Raw genomic sequence first — 19,586 nt, 5'->3', positions numbered from 1 at the left:
ACAGCGCATATTTTAAACAGCAACTGAATAAAATGAGTTATGCGGACCTGATTGCGGTTGCTTTAAAATATTATGAAGAGTGCTGCGGATTACGTGCCGAACTGGATGAATTAAAAAACACATTCAGCTACACAGCCGATGAGCTTAAGAAGGTTAAAGCCGAATGCGAAGATCTAGTTATAAGAGTTAACACTCTTAATCATGAGAATACCAGACTTCAGAATCAGACGGATGAGCTCAAAAAGAATCGCTTTGGAAGAAAGTCTGAAAAGATGAATGGCAAAATCCACGATGATGAGTTTAGCGACCCTCTTTCGGAAGAAATGAATGAAAGCGACTGTGATGGTAAAAAACAGAATAATAATGACAGCCAAAAATCCAGGAAAATAAAAAGACCTGCCTGCAGGCAGCTAAACAGGAAAAAGAAGACCAGACAGATACCAGAAATAACGATTATTGACTTTGACAGGGAGCGTATCGATAAAGAATACGGCTACGGCAAATGGACATTAAAAGGCTGGAACATATCCGAAGAATTTATGTTTATTCCAGGAAATCTCTACAGGGTATATGTCAAACGCCCAGTGATCAGAGTCTATGACGATGATGATACTAATGATTTACGCGAAGTGGCACTGCCGGTTAATAAGCTGATGTTAAGGAGCAAGGTTACGCCTTCACTGCTGGCTTTTATCATGTCTTTCAAATTTGTGCTGGGAGTTCCCCTGGCAAGGCTGTCAAGGGTTCTGTCATATCAGGGAATCAACCTGTCAAAAGAGATAATGTCAGACTGGGTCATTAAATGCACTGACAGATATCTAAAGCCAGTCTATAGCGAGATAATGAGACAAATGGCCTGCCGGACATACACCCAGATTGATGAAACCTATCTGGAAGTCATCAATGACGGAAGAAATGCGGGAAGCAAAAGCTACATATGGTGTCATATCACTGGCGAATTTGAAGAAGAGCGGCCGCTGGCAGTCTTCTGCTTCGAGCTGACAAGATCAGCGGATCACCTTCTTGAGTTCTATGCGGATCTTAACGACGGCACAATCCATCTGACATCTGATGCCTACAGCGCCTATTATAAGCTGGCTTCGGAGAAAAAGGATCATGTAATACTCGGCGGGTGCTTTATGCATCTGAGACGCAGACTGTACAAGGCATATGAAGTGAAATTTAAAGCGGTAAAGGATAAAGAGCTTCTTGAGGAAAGCCCCGAAAAAAAGTGTCTCGATATGATCGGTGATCTTTACAGCGCTGATGATGATGCCAAAGAACTTACCGCCAAGGAAAGAGCTAAAGTCCGAGACGAAATCGAAAGACCGCTTGTCGATGCATACTTTGATTATATCAAGTCCCTTGATATCAGCAGCGGCACTTTTAGTGAGGAAATGGAGGATGCGGTGAGCTACAGCCTCAATCATGAGGATGCATTCAGAGTGTTTCTTGATGATCCAATGGTTCCAATCGATAACGGTGAATGCGAACGCAAGATTCGTAATATAGCCATGGTCAGAAACAATAGTCTGTTCTGCTATTCCATCGGCGGCGCTGAAACGCTCTGCATCATTATGACGCTTATTGAAACTGCCAAGTCAAACGGCTGCGATCCGCATACGTATCTGGAATATCTTTTCGAAAGCTCACTTGCCCATGCCAGCGTCGATATTAGCGAATATATCGATGAGATGATGCCCTGGTCAAGCGAATACCAAAAATTCGAGGAAGAGAGGTTCAGCAGACCGTTAGGGAAAATACCAGACTTCTGCACTGAAGAGCCTGAAATGCCAGTTAAAGCTGATGTGGATACTGCAAGAGCTGAAAGACGACACGCAATGATGACAGAAAATATAAATAGCACAACATCCAGGCCAGCGGCTTAACAGCCGCCGGCCTAGGAGTGCTTGTTTTGGGTTTTATTAATATCCCGGGCAAAAAGAATTGCCTTAATCGATTAATATGCAGCCTGCTGAAGACAGCTGAAAGATCATAAATCTATGCAAACACTAACCAGACATAGTACCGCTAGCAGATCAGACTATGAAGTTATATCTTTATTACACTGATCCAGCCCGCAGCAGCCTTCAGGCATAACAAAAAAGTAAAATCAATACTCTGAATAAGATGTCATTAATATAACTTAGCCAAATTAAACACCCCCGGCAACACTGTTAGCAGCAGTAGCTGGGGGATTTCCATTAAAAGTTATATTTATTCAAGTTAGAGAGTAACCGGTTTAAAATCAAAAATCATGCTTATATAGATTTTAAATTATCATAATTTTGTAATTATGGATATTTAATCTAACGCTTACCATCAAATTAAGAATAACAAAGGAAAAGCAGGAATTGATGGCATGTCCGTCGAAGAATTGGACCTGTATTTCTTTGGACATGAAGAAGAGATCTGTGCTCAAATCAGAGAAAGAAGATACTGTCCTCTTCCTGTTAAGAGGGTTTATATTGAAAAGCCAAACAGCAACAAAAAGAGACCGCTTGGAATCCCTTCGGTTGTTGATAGGGTTATCCAGCAGGCAGTCGCTCAGCAGTTGTCTGAAATTTATGAGCCGTTGTTCAGCGAGCATAGTCATGGCTTTAGACCTGGGAGAAGTTGCCATACGGCAGTCCATGAGGTCCTTGGTTATCTTAATGCAGGATATGAGTGGGTCGTTGACTTGGATATTGAGAAGTTTTTTGATACAGTCAATCAGGACAAGCTCATATCCATTATTAGAGAAAAGGTGAACGATAGGAATATTCTTCATCTTATCCGTTCTTTTCTCAAAGCCGGAGTGATGGAGAATGGGATAATATCACCTACACCGCTGGGTATGCCTCAGGGCGGACCCTTAAGCGTGATCTGCAGTAATATATATCTTGATAAGCTCGATAAAGAGTTAGAGCAACGAGGATTAAATTTTTCGAGGTACGCTGATGACACATGTGTATACGTAAAAAGTGAAATGTCAGCAAACCGGGTGATGAAATCAATTAGCTCATGGATAGAAAGAAAGCTATTCTTGAAGGTTAATGCAACAAAAACCAAAGTTGTACGCCCCAACAAGAGTATATTTCTTGGCTTTACGTTCTTGCATTATAAAGAACAATGGAGATGTAAACCTGCTGATGATAGAAAGAAGAGACTTTATGACAAGCTTAAAGTGGTTCTTTTGAGAAAAAGAGCTGTAGCCCGCACGCTTGCAGATACAATTACGAAAGTCAATCAAATACTGAGAGGATGGATTAATTACTTCCGTATTGGTATGATGAAAAGCTTTCTTATTGAGTTGGGCAAGTGGTTACGTCACAAGATCAGGGTTATCATTTTAAAAATGTGGAAAAGACCCAAAACGATCTTTAGACATCTTACATATCTGAATAAGATTATGCATTGTCATTTTTCATTCGATGATATCTTTAAAGTAGCTAATTCGCGTCTGGGATGGTACCGTAATGCAACCGGTAATGTTGTTAATTTTATTTTAAGTCCTAAATTTCTTGAGAAAGATAAAGGAGACTGCCCAGGTTTGGTCAATCCCCTTAGTTACTATCTAGATAAATTGTGCATAATGTAATGTAGCGCCATATACGAGATCCGTACGTATGGTGCAATGGAAGGGGGATTAATTTCCCTCTATCCTATTGCTTAAAGTAAGCGTTCTTCTATTTTAAGATTTGGTTATTTATGTAGGAAGGTAAGAAGATAATGGTGTTATCAATATTCTTTTTCTTCAAAATCGAAAGCCATTGGAAAGTACATGGAAATTTCGCTTATGGCTCGACTAATCAGAGTTGATACCTCCATGTTATTTGTCTGGCTATATATAATTCTTTTATTAACCGCATCCCTTTCAGGAGACTGAATACATTTCACTACAAAAACCTCACCATAGATATTATCAATAATTATTACTGGTCTGCTTTTCAGATCACAATTTAAATAATAATACTCTCTTGTTAGATAGCACGTATATGTGCTTTCGTCTTTCGTATGTATATCAAATGAGAAAGACAGGCTATAAAGCATATTATAAATTTTTGCTTTTACTGGCTTGTTTTTTTATCTACAGCCCAAAAATCAATTTCATTCATATATTTGCCTCCGTATTTGCTTTTAATTAATTACTTTTTATCATTGTCGAACAGGCTTTGCTGTCGCCAGCTCACTTCATTTTTAATTTTTGAATTCATTATCCACGATGTAATCAGTGACGCCATTGACTGATGCTGTTCAAACGCATACTGATGAAGTCTTTCATAAACTTCCACTTCTAATGAAAATGAAACCATTTTTCTTTTTTTACTCATTTTTGCTTCTCCTTCTGAATAATATAATCATCATATAAGGATCATATAATCTTTATATATCGTTTAGACTCTTGCTTCCTCGTTTGCCTCCATAATCACATCGGTATTAATAGGACGGCATTCATGGTTCATGCCTATGATCAGGCTTTTGGTTATAATTGCGTTAAGCACTCGCGTCGAACCCTGCATCAGAGAATGAAGTGTGTGATACGACTCTGGTGTGAAGAGCTCCTTGCTGCAGTGAACAAGTGCCAGACGATCCTCAACGTATTTTTTTACTTCATCAACAGTGAATCCCGTTAGGGTATAGTGCATATTAATACGCTGACGAAAAGGCTCAAGAGCCTTAGCTCTAAGCGTCTTCTCAATTATCGGCTGGCCAACCAGGATGAGCGTACAGTAATCTTCGGAATCAAATGCAAAATTCATAAGCATTGTAAATTCCTGAAGAACCTTTTTTGATAAAAACTGCACTTCGTCTATTACAATAATGACATTAATCTTGAATTCCCGGGTATAGTTTATAACTACACCTCATCTTCATGCCTTTTTAGGTGAAATTTTGGTACCCAATCACTGCCTCTTTTTGTGTATGAAAGTGGGCATGAAATATTAAACGCATTATAGATATCATTAGCTCTTTTTTGTGGCTCTTCAACTGAAGTGACTGTCTTGTAGACGAGGCACTTCTGATTTCTGAGTCCCATGAATATGCCTTCCTGGTTGGTTGCAGTTTTCTTTGTTTTCTTTTGGATATACACGTTAATGGTTGCCGCAATCATTGATAATAACAGGTGACCTCTTACTGCTTCTTCGCTATGAACGCGAAGTGGTGTCAGCTTAGATGATCCCTTGCTTAAATCAAAGTACTGCTCAACCAGCTGTCTAGTATAGTAGGCAGGAAGCACTTCTTCAATTGGGAATGGAAGACTTGAAATCAGTACAAAATATCCCATTGATTCAAGCTTTTTTTGGATCTGCATAGTTGACATTTCTTTGCTCTTATTCAGACACTTATGTATTTCATGATCTACCTGATCTAGATCATATCCTAGAAAAGCATAAGCCTTATGTCCATCACCAATGCTAACTTCGATCTGTTTGATATAGACGACTCTATCACTATATTTGACCATATTTCTTTCCTGCTTTAGTTCGGGACCGTATTTATTGATCAAATCACGATATAGTCTATATTTCTCAGGCAGTCTCATCAGGAAATCGATGTTAGCTCGATAAAGCTCATTAATATCCTCAAGGGTATAATAACCAGCATCACTAAGAATATAGTCTGTTTCAATATTGCCTAAATTATCAAGTACATTTACTGATCTGATCAGTGTATTCATATCAACGATATTGCCTGGAATAATTCTAAACATTAGGGGATAGCCTGTATCTCTCTGAAGTGTTGTAATCATTCTAGCCTCATTGGAAACCTTCCCATTGTGGTTACTGATTGCAGTTAATGGCATATGAATACTGTTAGGAAGCCCTGTGCTGTCAATGATTATAGCTTTATCAGACGAAATGTTTTCTTTGATCCACTTCATATGATTTTCAAAGAATTTAAGGACATTTTCTGATTTGCCAATTGATCTCATAAAGTCACTTATTCTCTGAGATGTGAGATTAGCCTTTGGATAAAGAATGCTTTCAAAGCTCCCTTCATACCAGGTATTGGCATGACAGTTAGCAGCGTTGGAAATGACATAGTAGGCAACCATTGCATATAAGGTATCTTTGTTTTTATAGCTGATTTCATCAATGACTTTGTCATATCCCATATGATGAATAAGCTGATCTACGAAGTAGGCATCGCCATAATCAAGAATAGTACGCTGTCTTTTGCGCTTATCAGGCTGAACATCAGATACATAGGATTCATCAGCTTCACCGAATTCACCAGTTTCAGGATCATAGGTAAACATGCCTCTTTCTTTATTGAAAAAGATATTGTTTTCCTTATCGATAACCTTGCCTAAATGTTTAGCACCTTGCTTAACGATCTTGCCGTTTTTGCGGACTGATTTGCCAGGGATTTTAGCATAAAGTGTTCCATTAATTGTCTGATAACTGAGCTTCATATTAGCACCTCTTTTGCATGAGTAGTTATAAATCTAATTCTTTATAACTACATTATACTATATCGTGCTAATTATTTCAATGTAAAAATTCAATTTATAGTGATGTTAACAACATAATTCTATATATTAATCCATCTAGAAATCAGTGTAGTTAAAAACTGTTCTAGGGAATTCAAGTTAATGTGATCCTTATAAAGCTTTGCTATCTCTTCCTGGATTTGCTTGAAGAGCACCGCTTTTCGGCTGTTATCTTCAAGTCCAAGTGCATCATTGAGAGTCTTGTAAAAGTCCAAAGGCGTAATAGTTGTCATGCAAATGTAAATAATTTTATATCTGCTTTTATCAAGGCCGTAAATTACGCTTCTTAGCGATGAGGTTTTGCCCATTCCCGGATCACCCATAAACAGGCCTATTCCGCGATTTTCAATCAGAAAATTAATCCTGTTTTTCATTTGCAGATAATCGTTGGACTCAAATAAGTTGTTGGATGATATTTCCTTTGTAAAAGGGTTATAATCCATGCCGTAATAAGTTGTAAATTCCATTTTTGTTTCTCCTGTCGTTAGTAAATAATTTCTTCTCTTCTTTTTTTGCTGTTTGATACCTTATCTGTCTTTTCCAGCTTGATTTTTTCTTTGTTGGCCGGATCATAAAGATAAACGCGTTCAGGGTTGCCTGGCTCATACTGAATAATCACCATTGAGCCGCTATACTTTGCAGGGGCATCAAATGACATATTCATCACTTTGACGCTGCTGTCTGCGTTTACTCTATGCTTTTCTTCATAAAGAAAGCAGTTTTCAACCCATTCGTTGTATTCATTCTTGCGAATATTAGCGGCCTGATGCGGGGAGATATCATGCATATCCTTCATAAAACGCTTCATTGGTGTATTACAGTTATCATCACGGCCAGTCAGGCCACCATGCTCAGTCCTGTTATAAACAGCTATCCATTCGCGAAGCTTTTCATTGAGATCATCAATATTTTCGTAGGCTTCCCCATTATCCGCATTTAACCACTGCTGTCTAACCCGGAGAAAGAACCTTTCGATTTTTTATGTAGACTTCCACATAAAAAATTTTATGTGGAACTTTTAATTATGTGGAAGTTTAATGCTATGCCTGTATAGCACTGAATAATTGCTTTTTTTCTTCCGCATAATATTTAGAGGAAGCTAAAAATGACTGACCCATCGTCAGTCATTATAAGAGTAAGTACTTCATTTGAGACCGAACATTCTCGCAATTTCATCATCTTCATCCCATTCCGGATCAACAAGTTTATCTTTTTCAATCTCAATAATTTTTTTCATTTTTTCTTTTGACATTTGTGCATAAATCTGTGTTGTTTCAAGATTTGCATGTCCTAGAATCCGGGCTATTTGTTCAAGCGGTACACCATCCTGATAAAGATGTGTGGATCGGCTTCTTCTGAACATATGAGGATGTATGGAAGTTAGATCAGTTATTCTTTGAGCCTTCAGTCGGGCAGTGATTTCATCGAGCATTTTTTCAACTGTTGAATTTGAAATCTTATCATTATTTCCTTTGATACAGGTATAAAACAGGTATTCACACTCACCTCTGGAATGATATTTTCTAATGTACTTATTAAGATACTGTGCTGCTCTCTCACTCAAAACAATAATTCTTTCCTTATCTCCCTTTCCGCGAACATGAATATATGGAAGATCTTCATTGCTTAAAAACAAATCGCACATTTTCAGGTTTGTGAGCTCAGAAATCCTCATTGCAGTATCATATAAAAGAATGATGATCATTACATTTCTTGATGACTTTCTTGTCTTTGATGCTTCGTCAATAATCCGCCTGATAAGATCATCATCAAGGACCGGTCTGATTCTAACCGGTGCTTTCAGAGATGGTATGCGATCTATTTTTATGCTTATGCTCACGTATTTTGTATCACATTCAGCAATGTATTTGAGATAAGTCTTAATTGCAGCGATGCGCTGGTTAACCGTAGTAATTGCATATTTTTTTTGGAGATAATCTCTATAGTCAAGAATAAGATCAACAGTTATATCTTCTGTTTTGAATTTAAGAAGACTAATTTGTAATTCACTGTTGATGTATCTTCGAAAGATGGTTAGGGCATCACGGTAGCTTTCAGCAGTCTTACTGCTTCTTGAGAGCTTTTCTGTCAGATATGCGGTCAAAAAATCCGTAGCATATGCAAAAAACAGTTCAGAAAGAGAAGGCTTAGCCATCATCGCTCACCTCCGGATAGATATCGCGTGTCTTCGTGACAACACACTCATAGCTGTCATAAACCATATGATAATAGTACCATGTGGACTTATGGTTCTTGTGGCCCATTTGCTTTTCAAGATATGGCATTAGTTCATTGAGGTTTTCGCCGTTTTTGATCCATCCGTCAATCACATGTACACAATATGAATGACGCAAGGAATGCGGCACAGGATGATAGTCAGGGTTCGTGTAACCCATTTTACGGATAACTCTGCTGAAGTAATCAGCGACAGTTGAGCTCACGATATGCTTATCAGCCTTTGTGCTTGGGAAAAGCCATTGAGAGAGGGACTTTTCATTAAAGATTTTTTTCATGTAATCACTCATCATTGAACTGACATCATCGCTCATGTAAACAAGACGGGTAAGCTTGTTTTTTCCATTTTCTACAACTATTACATTCCTCTTTAAATCAATATGTTCATGCCTAAGACTTACTGCTTCGCCGACTCTCATTCCAGTCGTATACATAAGCCGAAACAAAACTGGCATCATGTATCTGTAATGATGTGATTTCGTACGGAAATACTTGTCCAGTTCTTTAAAAAGATTAATGATTTCTTTTCGGGTAAACACAAAAGGAACAGTCTTAACTACTTTTATCGAGGTTCTGGATACATGTGCCTGGACACCAATCGAATTCAAATAGATGCAAAAGATGCGCACTGTAGATATTCTTTTAAGCTGGGTCACGTTTGATTCCGTTTCTCTTCTTTTATCCCACTCATCTATTATTTCTTTAGTCAGAATCTTTTGATTATAATTTTTTTCCGCAAGAAATCTGTCAAACATGTAAAGCTTATCAAAAGTTGAGGCTGAAAATCCGTTGCTTATCCGGTAGCTGATGTACTCACTGATGTATGCTCCATAAATGCTTAATGTCTCTTTCATTTCATTATTTCCTCCATTTCTATGCCATCAAGCGAAAGGGGGCATTTTTTCATATTCTTTTCGTCAAGTGATACATATTTTTTGACGTTCTCAGTATCTGAATGCCCAAGCACCGCCGCAGTATTATTTAAACCAACGCCACTCTTGATTCGATCCGTAGCGAATGTCTTTCTGATAACGTGGAATCCGTTTGGACTTTTCATTCCAATATTTTTGGAAATTCTTCTTAGTATTCCAACGGCTACTGATCTGGTTAATGGATTGTGAGGGGCTGAACATGACAAAAATATATACTCTGAATCTGATTTGGGACGTCCCATCTTTACGTATCTGTAAATCGCATTAGCCACCTCAACAGGCAAATGTGTAATAATCTCTCTCTTTGTTTTTTTCTGCATGACCGAAATGGTCATATCCTTAAGTGATACGGAACTGAATTTTAAATTAACTATGTCCGTAATTCTAAGTCCTGTTCTGAATGCAATAAGGTACATTGCATAGTCTCTGAGGTCCTTGCTTTCATGATGCTTTTCCTGGTAGGAATCCATCGCTCTTATAAAGGCTTCATCAAGCACCTTTGGCTGAGATTTAACCGTCCTTGTGTTTCTTAAGAATACAGACGCATAAAGAGGCTTGAATGAAAATGTGTCGCTTAAATACCGGAAAAAAGTTCTTGTTCTGCATAGATAAGCATTTTTTCCTTCTCCAGTCTGATGGTGATCATTCTCGCTAAAATATTTCAGAAATGAGTCATCCATTTGATCATAGGATGATATCCCATATGATACTGCATGTTCAATAAGCCTTATAATACAGCGACGATCCATATTAATAGTATTTTCTGCATATCCAAGCCGTTTTCTGTATCTGATAAAGCTTTCCGCATATTCTTTTGCCCATACAGGTAATGATTCAAGTGCCTTTTTCCTGATGAATTTCCGGGATGAGAAACTAACATTTCCTGTTTTTATAAGATCAATGTATTTGGATAAAAGTCCATAAACAACACCTGAGTAGCTATACATATATTCTCTAATGATCGTGTAGGCCCAGTAATATGCAGCGTCTTTAGTAAATGACAGGTCATTCATGTCACAGAACACTAAGAACCTTGTGATTGATTTATAAATATATTCATATTTGTGCGAATGGTCTTTATAACCGTTTGATTTATAGAGCAAAGCAAGTTTCTTGATTTTATCTGATGAAATATAATCCTGAGGGTCAAGTGCTTCATCCGGACTGAAATTTGGTATTGTATTAGTGTTCATAAACTTCAAAAGGAATTCGAAATATAAGTGACCATATGAATCAAAAATAACAGAAGGTTTTATAGCTAAAATATTATTGCATTCACAGTACTCAAGAAACAATCTGATTGTCCGAAAATAGTCATAAGGGTCTGATGTATTATTGTGGATTTCAAATATCATATTATAGTAATCGTAAAAATCATAGTAATCAAGATTGGCAAGAGATTTGCAGGACTTATTCTTGAGAACATACAGCATCTCAAGAATCCTAGTCTTAGTAGTCTTATACCTTGGTTCAGTTAAATTTTTTTGTTCAAAATATTCATCAACAATCATGACGTCATGATCAGTTATATGATCCTCATAAAACTGTAAAATATTACGCATGACGGTTGGAAAAATAAAGCCGTATTCCTGATATGCGTAGAAGAACCCCATGATTCTTTTGATGCAGTCAATCACATCATTAGAGGAAATGCACTTGAGAATTGAATTTACTCCTTCTTTATCCAGAGATCCTCCAGAATTAATGAAAATAATTATATGATCAGCTGCTCTTATATATTTCTTGACACGCCCAGGACTGCTTGCAGAATATGTTATTATAATTTGTTTGATTTCATTTATGATTTGAGTGTATAGTCATCGCTCATGTGTTAAAGCTCCTTTCATATTATTTAGTTTAAATTATTATCTAGTCCCTAAATAACATATAAGTATGAACTGATTATTAATTATGCAGAAGAAAAAAAGCGATTATTCAGTGCTATACAGGCATAGCACTAAACTTCCACATAATTAAAAGTTCCACATAAGATTTTCGCTTTCCCTTGGGGAGTGTATGGCTTGCAGTAAACAAGCTTCGTTCCCAAACGTGCGCTAATAGACTTTGTCGCCGCGTTCTTGTAGCTTGATCCATTATCAAGTATCATTACCTTGCTTCTCCCGTAGCGCTTAACAGCTAATTTCCACACTTTGTGAAAATTGACGGCGTTATCATTAAAGAAAAATTCAGCACCAACTATTAATCGGGAGGCATCATCGATAATCGCTATCAGATAGGTTCTCCGCACCTTGCCGTTCTCATCTTTGACATAAAGAGTATAGGCTGTATCAGCTTCATAACCATCACAGGCATGTTCATATTCCCAGGCTCTTCTTTCCGTCTTAGCCGGATTTAAATCTTCACGAATGCCATTCTTTTTGATATATCGCTGAACTGTATCAACAGACACATCGCCTTCAGACATAATGCCTGCCTCTATCATTCGATCGTAGATCAGCTGTCCAGTAATCTTAGGATGCTTTACAATCTGGTCAGTAATAAAAAGCTTAGCTTCATTATTAAGTCTTCTTGTTTTTCCAAAGTCACTTCTTTGCTTTGGCATAAGTCCTTCTATGCCATGTTTTCTGTAAAGAAATGCCCAGTATTTATAAGTTTCGGCCTTAAATTTATGAACGCTTCCGTCAGGAAATACAACCTCATGATTTTCAATGCGCTTATAATATTCCGAATGGTTTTCACCGTTTAATGTTTCTGTGATTACAGGCGCAATAAGGGCATACTTAACCTCTGCAATCCTTTTGTTTCTCAGATAGACATCACTATCATTGCTCACTTGCAAGGCAGAAATGCCTCTTGGTTTATCTGTTTCGCTCAAAATATATTCCTCCTTCTCATATTTTTAATACATCTATATTTTATATGTGTTGCCAGAAGGATGTTATTGCCACGGTATTGCAGGTAGAAAACATATCATTATTAATTTATTTTGAAATTATTGTCGATTTTTTATCAGGTGAAGTAATTTGCGTTAGTATCTTCAAATAGTGCACATGATGTAGCTGCATAAATTCTGCTCATAAGTTCATACAGATCAGATGATGCACGATCTAGGAAGTCCATCTCATAGGAATCCATTACATGTATATAAATGTTGTAATAGGCTTTATATTGCTTTAGCCATCTGTAAAATGTGGTCTGAGGGATCTGATACTTTTTAAAAAGCTCAGAAAGCTTCATCTTATATTTAATTCGATCAATCAGAACATGAAGGATAAACTGAATGGAATATTGTTCATATGGTATGATAAAAAGATAAGGCAGGACAGCATGATATCCGCATTGTTTGCAACGCAAAAGAGGAACTGAAATTCTATACAGTTCCTGCTTGCTATTTTCGAGCATTATTAAGTTTCTTTGGTATCTTTTTGAGCTTGCGGAAAGCTTACGGCATTTGCACTTCTTTTTTCTTCTGGGTTTTCTCTTGTGTTCGCTGGTGCATGAGGGTTCAGTAGCCATTAAAGAGATCAGCTTATTTACATCTTTAATACCAGCATCCAGAAGATTAAATGATTTATTTTTAAGAATTTGAATATAGAACTTGAATAAAATCTTATTTTCCTGTAGCATGTACGTGTGCTAGATCTTCAAAGTTGAGCGGCCAAACTCATAGGCTTTGAGGATCTGTGCCTTTCTAAAAAATTGATATGTTTATTCTATCACATATCATAGTGAAATAATTAAAGGTTATCACAATTTGCGGTTCTTAACCGCATGAATGATAACCTTTTTTATATTATTAGCTTGCTATTAAGTTGTTTCAATTTGCGGTTTACGAGCTAAAAGTAAATTGCACACTCTGCGGGTCCACAATATCAGGGAAAATGGTACGAAGTAGATGCGGAAGATGGAACCCTTGAGTTTGAAGACGGAGACTGGTTATCAAAAGTGAATAAGAAAGGAAAATGGGTTTATAAAGATGCGTTTGAAAAAGCTGTAAAAAAAGAGAAGGTGAATGTAGATACAAGCATCAAAGTGCAACATATTCCTCATGTTGAGCCCACCTATAAAGGATATGATGATGAATATGCAAACATGTATCTGCTTAATTGGGGGTCTGTCGATGCGGCTACGTATAATGATGCGTTGTCCTATTTCCAGGGGTATTTTAAACTGATGTCATCAAAGGGTAAGAGTGCTTTTGCGGCGTCTTATCAAAAATTAGGTACACAATGGCAAACGACCGTGCAGCTTTTTGCCCAGAAAAATAGCAGCGAACTTGCCCAGTTTAATGAAGCTGTGAACCTCTATAAATCCGTAACGGCTGAACATCACAGTCCTGATGATGATGTCACTTTGATCATTGATCATCTTAATGACTGGAATGGATCAACACGCTTGACGCTTAGACTCAATTATGAAGAATACAGCAATTATCGTGTTGAATATGTCTTTGATATCAATGGCAATATTGTGAGTCGAGAGGGAAATCCAGAACGGACGCTCAATGAAATCAAAGAAACCTTGCATATGAATACGGATGAAGAAGAAACGATCATCGATGAAGAATAGGAGAAATGTCATGAGAGACATTTCTCTTTTTTCAAATTAATTATTTATAGTTTTGTTTGCATATTGAGTTAGATAAAGCTAACTTAAGAAGGAGGAAAAACATGAAAGTTGTCTATGCATCAAGAACTGGAAACGTTGAATCGATTGTCAATCGTTTAGGCGTTGCTGATCCGATTCAAATTGAAACAGGTGGAGAAGAAGTCCATGAAGACTATATCTTATTCACTTATACTGATGGGTATGGAGATGTACCTGTTGAAGTAGATGATTTTTTAGCCGCTAATGCGAAAAATCTGAAAGGTGTTGTGGTGTCTGGAGATACTTCCTATGGTGAAGCCTTCTGTGGTGCCGGCAGTGTGATTGCAGAGCAATATGGTGTCCCTGTTTTATACAAAGTAGAAAACGAGGGCAGCGATGATGATATTGCGCAAATCAAGAAAGTGATCGCTTAGTTTATGCCCACTGATGGTTTATTATTTCAGGAAAAGTTAACCAATAATGCTGCACCGACTCTTTGTGCCATTAAAATAGCTTCGCTTTTTTCAATCAATAAGACAGAAATCCAGAATTATCAAGCCTGTATCAAATACTTTAACCAATACTTACATAACTTCCGATTACACATGATGATACTTAAAAATACAGGTGACCGCTTGCTGATCTATGTTTATCGATATGATCAATTATATAAGCTATTACAAAGAAATCAAGTGAAAGACGTATTGCACTCCTTAGGATATCCGTTAGAGACTGTCCCCCAGACACTCGGTATCCTCAAAAGAAAAATTAATAGTAATCAATTCCCACACGAAATAGGTCTTTTTCTTGGTTATCCGCTTGATGATGTGATCCATTTCATGAAGCGTGAAGAAGCAATTTACATTGGCTACTGGAAGGTGTATGGCCATTTGAGAAATGCTCTTAAAACCTTTAATAAATATGACTGCGCAAAAACTTATCTGAAATATAAACTATCTCACGGATGTGATCTCGCTGATGTCCTCATCTAACTCGCTTATGACTCATTCACTTAATAAACTTCCATGTATTTTCAAAAGGCCATCATTATGACAATGTCATTCAATTAAGCTGAAATTGCGACGAATGATCTGAAAAAGCTGAGACCGGCTATTCAGTTAACCAAAGTTTCAGACTGTGAGAATGCGAAACATGATCCAATTCTCATGGTCTGTTTTTTTGATTTTGCTCATTTAGCTTTATCCTAAGTAAATTGATGTAATTTGGCATAATATCCCTATATTTATTAATTTCCTAATTATTCTTGAGATTTTGAAAAATTATGATACCCTAGTGTTCAGAGGAGCTAGTGACTGGGGTCTTATTTTTCGAGTGAATGATCTTCCAGGTCTGATTGGGATTACAAATTTCTTGATTCTATTTATGAGTCCTTTTTCAGAAATAGTTCCCTTAAGAAAGAGATGTACATTGGTGATTGCGACGGCAAAGTTTGCCTTCGTTTTGTGTGCAACTCTTTTTTTGTTTTTCTCATACTCTTCAGCTTTCATATCAGGAATATCAACACTATTCGTAATAACACTTGTTACGTTAAACATGATAAGTTTCGAATATACTTCTTGCAGTATGCCATCAACTTTCTTTGAATTGAAATATTTTAAACCTATTCTATATTTCAAATTAAAAAATGATTGTTCTTGAGACCATCTTAAATGGTAGAGCTCTTTCATATACTCAAACGGTATTTCTTCCTTGCTTAAATTAGTGACAAGAGTTACAAAGTTTTCATCATCAAGCTTTATGCGGACAACTCTGTAGCTTATTACGTAATCATCATTACTCCATGTATCAATTTGTGGGAAATCGATATTTGAATTGACCAATGCATATTTTTTTCGATCGCTATTATAACGTTTATTGCTTCTTGTCAGTGTAACGCTGACTTCCTGGTCTAATTCCTCATCTGGCAAATCAAATCTTTTTAGGATTGAACTACGGATATTAATATCCTTAGACCTAATCACAAATTTTTGTCCTTTCTCAATAAAATCAGCCATCAGTTTGTATGAAACATATCCTCTATCACATACAATAATTGATTTTTCTGGGTAATACTTTCTTTCAGTCATAGTAATCAAAGCACCAGGTTCTCTTTTTTTGTTAGGTGTTGTCATTTCTGCGTCCCAATAGACTCCATTAAGGCAGTCATAAAGAGCATTGAGGTGGATCTGACAAAAATCCCTTCCTTTTTTGCTTTTAACGATTAACTCAGGATGATCCTTCATAAAAGGAATGTTCAAGTCGGAGCCATCGCAGGCAATGATATAGTAGCCATTAAATGTGTTCTTAGGTTTGATAGTCTGATTGAAAAGCGTCATTACTCTGTTAAATGCATTAGGCTTTATTTTATATCTCTGCATGCAGAAAGCTGAAGCTTGAAACTCCATACCTTCAGGCATCTGCTCACAAATCTCAGATCTGATGGATTTTCCTTCCTTGTGAATGAGAAATCTAATAATCATATCAGCTGGAACTTTACGGCTTCTTGTCATATCAGATACAGGATCAATAACATAACATGCAATATTGTCTGTAACCATCTTAATCGATTTTTCCAATGCCAAATTCACCCCTTCGGGGGTAGTATTAAAAGCACAAGCCTCCGTTTCATAATCAAAATTTCGTTCTTTATCTTGTTTAGAAATCATAAGTAAAAATCCTCCTACAATTTCCTTCGGATTATGAATTTATTCCGGAATTTTGCTTGTCAAGTCTTTTTTGCATTATTTTAAAAATAAAAAAGCCAGGCCACTCAAGTAGAATTGAGTGAACTGGCTCAAAAAATGCTTAACTGAATGACATTGTCATTATGATGGCTTTTTGAATGCTTTTTCACAAACTCTCATTTTGGATGAGACTTTTTTGATATAATAGAAGTGGTGAGAAATATGGAAAATAAGTATATGAATATTGGAAAATTTGCGAAAATCAATCATATCAGTGTCAATACTTTGCGTTTATATGATCAATGGGGGCTTCTGACCCCTAGCTATGTGGATCAAGAAACTAACTATCGCTATTATACGATGAGACAGAATGCCCGTCTTGATCTGATTACTTATATGAAAGAATTAGGGATGAGTTTAAAAGAGATCAAAGAAGTTTTAGATCAGGAAGACTTAAATCTGATTGAAGCGGTGCTGATCAAAAAAAGAAGAGCGATAGATCAGGAGCTTTCCGATCTCAAAAGGCAAAAGGCAGCCGTGAGCCGAACGATTTATTCCCTAGAAAGGTATCGGAAATCTCCTATAGCTGGCACACTGACGACGGAGTTTATTGATGAACGCCATTATTATGAAAAAACGGTTTCTAAGAATTTCTATGATTATGATTCCGATACCTATGAAGAGATCTTAAAAGAATTCAAAGATCAGTTATTACAGTCCAAGCTGCCACAGGTGTATTACTGTAACGTGGGAACATTTCTCTCGCGGGAGAACTTTTTGAAACAGAAGTTTGAGACCTATCAGAGTTTTATTTTTGTCGATGAAAACTTCCCCGATCAACAAAATGTGAAAACATTAGAGTCCGGCATGTATGCCTGCATTTATATGGATGATTTCAATAATGAACGTGATTATGCGAAAAAACTGTTACAGTATTGTCAGGATAATCACTATGAAATCATTGGTGATTATCTTTGTGAAGTGCTCATTGAAATGTTATTTTTTAACCACGAATCACGTAATATGTACTTACGTTTACAAGTTCCTATTGCTTTTCCAAAAGAGGCTTGACTCTCATCTTAGATGAGGGTTTAGACTATATGCAAGAGGTGATATGACATGAGAAAAATAAGAGTTGTACAGTATGGCTGTGGTAAGATGGCCAAATATATCTTACGTTATTTATATGAATCAGGATGCCAGATTGTTGGCGCGATTGATGTCAATCCAGCCGTTGTCGGCATGGATGTAGGAACCTTTGCCGGCTTAGATGTTGAACTAGGCGTTAAGATCAGTGATCAGGCAGATGAAGTGTTAGATACCTGCAAAGCTGATATTGCTGTTGTTACTTTATTCTCTTTAGTAAGCGACTGCTATGATCATTATGTCAAATGCTTATCAAGAGGTATTAATGTTGTTTCTACATGTGAGGAAACGACGTATTCCTGGACCACCAGTGCGGCTTTAACCAACAAGTTAGACACCATTGCGAAAGAACATAACTGCACGTTTTTAGGAACGGGGATGGAAGATGTCTTCTGGGTTAATATGGTTGGTATGGTGGCAAGTGCCTGCCATAAGATTGATAAAATTGAAGGTGCCGTTTCCTATAATGTCGAAGATTACGGTTTAGCTTTAGCAAAAGCACATGGTGTTGGTTTAACACCAGAAGAATTTGAAGCTCAGATAGCTCATCCAGAAACCATTGAACCATCGTATGTCTGGAACTCTAATGAAGCTTTAGCGCAGAAGATGGGCTGGACGATCAAGAAACAGACCCAGAAATGTGTACCATATTTTGAAGACAAAGATCTCTACTCTGAAACGATGCAGGCGACGATTCCTAAAGGAAACTGTATTGGTATGGCTGCCGTTGTCACGAGTGAAACCTATCAGGGACCAGTGATTGAAACACAGTGTATTGGGAAAGTGTATGGTCCTGATGATGGCGATATGTGTGACTGGAAGATCACAGGTGAACCTGATACAGAGTGGCATGTGGTGAAACCAGCAACTGTTGAACATACATGTGCCACCATCGTTAACCGTATCCCTAGTGTCTTATTAGCACCAGCAGGTGTTGTTACAATGGATGAATTAGAAGATATGGATTATCTCACTTATCCAATGGAATATTACTTATAATGACGTAACCGGGTAACCCCCCGGTTTTTTTGATGGCTGGCTATAGCTTTTACGATTATTACATTTATTGACATCTTGTTCACATTGCATTAGTATAAACCTATCAAACAGATAGGAATTGAGGGTTAATGAGTGTAAGAAGAGTTTTTCAGGATCCGGCGGGGTTTGCCGGAGTTGGTGATGTCCGCATCGAAACGATGGTCAGACATTATGATATTACCCTTGATCAGGAATTCGATGATCAAGATGGACTAGAAACCCGCTATATCCTTTTATTAGATGATACGCTGCCCGTCGCGACCTGTCGCCTCCATTTGGAAAATGAAGCAAAGATTGAGCGGGTGAGCGTTTTACCCGCTTATCAGCATCAGGGTTTAGGGTCAAAGCTATTACAAGAAGCGGAAGCCTGGCTGAAGGAATTAGGATATTATCATATTGTCATCACTTCTCGTGATGAAGCTGTTGGTTTCTATGAAAAAAATGGTTATAAGCGCATGGACAAAGCGCCGCTTGACGCGGGATTATTTGTTTGCATTTATGTGGAAAAAGAATTGGGGGAATAAA

General features: G+C 37.3%; 17 protein-coding genes and 1 pseudogene. 8 read left to right on the top strand and 10 right to left on the bottom strand.

What is annotated here, in order from left to right; translation table 11 throughout:
- Positions 1-32 precede the first annotated feature (32 nt).
- Positions 33-1,889, top strand: a complete 1,857-nt coding sequence (gene tnpC, locus SG0102_RS09655; RefSeq protein WP_157982939.1) for an IS66 family transposase — start codon at positions 33-35, stop codon at positions 1,887-1,889.
- A 434-nt stretch (positions 1,890-2,323) separates the two neighbouring features.
- Positions 2,324-3,580 (top strand): annotated as a pseudogene (ltrA, locus tag SG0102_RS09650) (group II intron reverse transcriptase/maturase); the annotation flags it as partial.
- Positions 3,581-4,127: 547 nt separating this feature from the next.
- Here the strand turns inward: ltrA and SG0102_RS09645 are convergent.
- From SG0102_RS09645 to SG0102_RS09605, 9 genes are all read right to left on the bottom strand, one after another.
- Positions 4,128-4,313 carry a hypothetical protein gene (locus SG0102_RS09645; RefSeq protein WP_125119731.1) on the bottom strand — a complete coding sequence of 62 codons (186 nt, stop codon included), beginning with the start codon at positions 4,311-4,313 and terminating at the stop codon, positions 4,128-4,130.
- A gap of 63 nt (positions 4,314-4,376) precedes the next feature.
- Positions 4,377-4,802 (bottom strand): AAA family ATPase, encoded by a 426-nt coding sequence (locus tag SG0102_RS09640; RefSeq protein ID WP_269461217.1) that lies wholly within the window; start codon positions 4,800-4,802, stop codon positions 4,377-4,379.
- Positions 4,803-4,840: 38 nt separating this feature from the next.
- Positions 4,841-6,400, bottom strand: a complete 1,560-nt coding sequence (locus SG0102_RS09635) for a transposase (protein ID WP_125118273.1) — start codon at positions 6,398-6,400, stop codon at positions 4,841-4,843.
- A gap of 119 nt (positions 6,401-6,519) precedes the next feature.
- Entirely contained in the window at positions 6,520-6,945 is a 426-nt protein-coding gene (locus SG0102_RS09630) for an ATP-binding protein (protein ID WP_125119729.1), read from the bottom strand.
- A 17-nt stretch (positions 6,946-6,962) separates the two neighbouring features.
- The gene (locus tag SG0102_RS09625) at positions 6,963-7,286 is read right to left on the bottom strand and encodes a Mu transposase C-terminal domain-containing protein (RefSeq protein WP_125119728.1); all 324 of its coding nucleotides are present in this window, start codon (positions 7,284-7,286) and stop codon (positions 6,963-6,965) included.
- A 336-nt stretch (positions 7,287-7,622) separates the two neighbouring features.
- On the bottom strand, positions 7,623-8,636 hold the full coding sequence (locus tag SG0102_RS09620; protein WP_125119727.1) for a tyrosine-type recombinase/integrase: 1,014 nt from the start codon (positions 8,634-8,636) through the stop codon (positions 7,623-7,625).
- Positions 8,626-9,567 (bottom strand): tyrosine-type recombinase/integrase, encoded by a 942-nt coding sequence (locus SG0102_RS09615; protein ID WP_125119726.1) that lies wholly within the window; start codon positions 9,565-9,567, stop codon positions 8,626-8,628. Before SG0102_RS09615 ends, SG0102_RS09620 begins: the two co-directional genes overlap by 11 nt.
- Positions 9,564-11,207 carry a tyrosine-type recombinase/integrase gene (locus SG0102_RS09610; RefSeq protein ID WP_157983020.1) on the bottom strand — a complete coding sequence of 548 codons (1,644 nt, stop codon included), beginning with the start codon at positions 11,205-11,207 and terminating at the stop codon, positions 9,564-9,566. Before SG0102_RS09610 ends, SG0102_RS09615 begins: the two co-directional genes overlap by 4 nt.
- Positions 11,208-11,602: 395 nt before the next feature.
- Entirely contained in the window at positions 11,603-12,481 is an 879-nt protein-coding gene (locus SG0102_RS09605) for a DDE-type integrase/transposase/recombinase (RefSeq protein WP_125119724.1), read from the bottom strand.
- 1,070 nt (positions 12,482-13,551) lie between these two features.
- Here SG0102_RS09605 and SG0102_RS09600 point away from each other — a divergent pair.
- The 3 genes from SG0102_RS09600 to SG0102_RS09590 all read left to right on the top strand — a co-directional run bounded on the left by SG0102_RS09600 (position 13,552) and on the right by SG0102_RS09590 (position 15,185).
- Positions 13,552-14,175, top strand: a complete 624-nt coding sequence (locus tag SG0102_RS09600) for a hypothetical protein (protein ID WP_125119723.1) — start codon at positions 13,552-13,554, stop codon at positions 14,173-14,175.
- Between the two features lie 101 nt (positions 14,176-14,276).
- Positions 14,277-14,627: a class Ib ribonucleoside-diphosphate reductase assembly flavoprotein NrdI gene (nrdI, locus tag SG0102_RS09595; protein WP_125119722.1), complete on the top strand. Its 351-nt coding sequence runs from the start codon at positions 14,277-14,279 to the stop codon at positions 14,625-14,627.
- Between the two features lie 3 nt (positions 14,628-14,630).
- A complete protein-coding gene (locus SG0102_RS09590) occupies positions 14,631-15,185 on the top strand; it encodes a DUF3793 family protein (protein ID WP_125119721.1) in 555 nt (184 codons plus the stop codon).
- 288 nt (positions 15,186-15,473) lie between these two features.
- Here SG0102_RS09590 and SG0102_RS09585 read toward each other — a convergent pair whose 3' ends face one another.
- A complete protein-coding gene (locus SG0102_RS09585) occupies positions 15,474-16,859 on the bottom strand; it encodes an IS4 family transposase (RefSeq protein WP_125118177.1) in 1,386 nt (461 codons plus the stop codon).
- Between the two features lie 240 nt (positions 16,860-17,099).
- On the opposite strand from SG0102_RS09585, the gene SG0102_RS09580 reads away from it, so the two are divergent.
- The 3 genes from SG0102_RS09580 to SG0102_RS09570 all read left to right on the top strand — a co-directional run bounded on the left by SG0102_RS09580 (position 17,100) and on the right by SG0102_RS09570 (position 19,585).
- The gene (locus SG0102_RS09580) at positions 17,100-17,948 is read left to right on the top strand and encodes a MerR family transcriptional regulator (RefSeq protein WP_125119720.1); all 849 of its coding nucleotides are present in this window, start codon (positions 17,100-17,102) and stop codon (positions 17,946-17,948) included.
- A 48-nt stretch (positions 17,949-17,996) separates the two neighbouring features.
- Complete coding sequence (locus SG0102_RS09575) at positions 17,997-19,022, top strand: NAD(P)H-dependent amine dehydrogenase family protein (protein ID WP_125119719.1); 1,026 nt, start codon at positions 17,997-17,999, stop codon at positions 19,020-19,022.
- A gap of 128 nt (positions 19,023-19,150) precedes the next feature.
- Positions 19,151-19,585 (top strand): GNAT family N-acetyltransferase, encoded by a 435-nt coding sequence (locus tag SG0102_RS09570; RefSeq protein ID WP_125119718.1) that lies wholly within the window; start codon positions 19,151-19,153, stop codon positions 19,583-19,585.
- The last annotated feature ends 1 nt before the right edge of the window (position 19,586 follow it).

The sequence above is a fragment of the Intestinibaculum porci genome (genome assembly GCF_003925875.1).
Classification (GTDB): Bacteria; Bacillota_I; Bacilli_A; order Erysipelotrichales; family Coprobacillaceae; genus Intestinibaculum; species Intestinibaculum porci.
The sequence above is the reverse complement of the archived record's forward strand: the minus strand, read 5'-3'. Positions and strand labels throughout refer to the sequence as shown.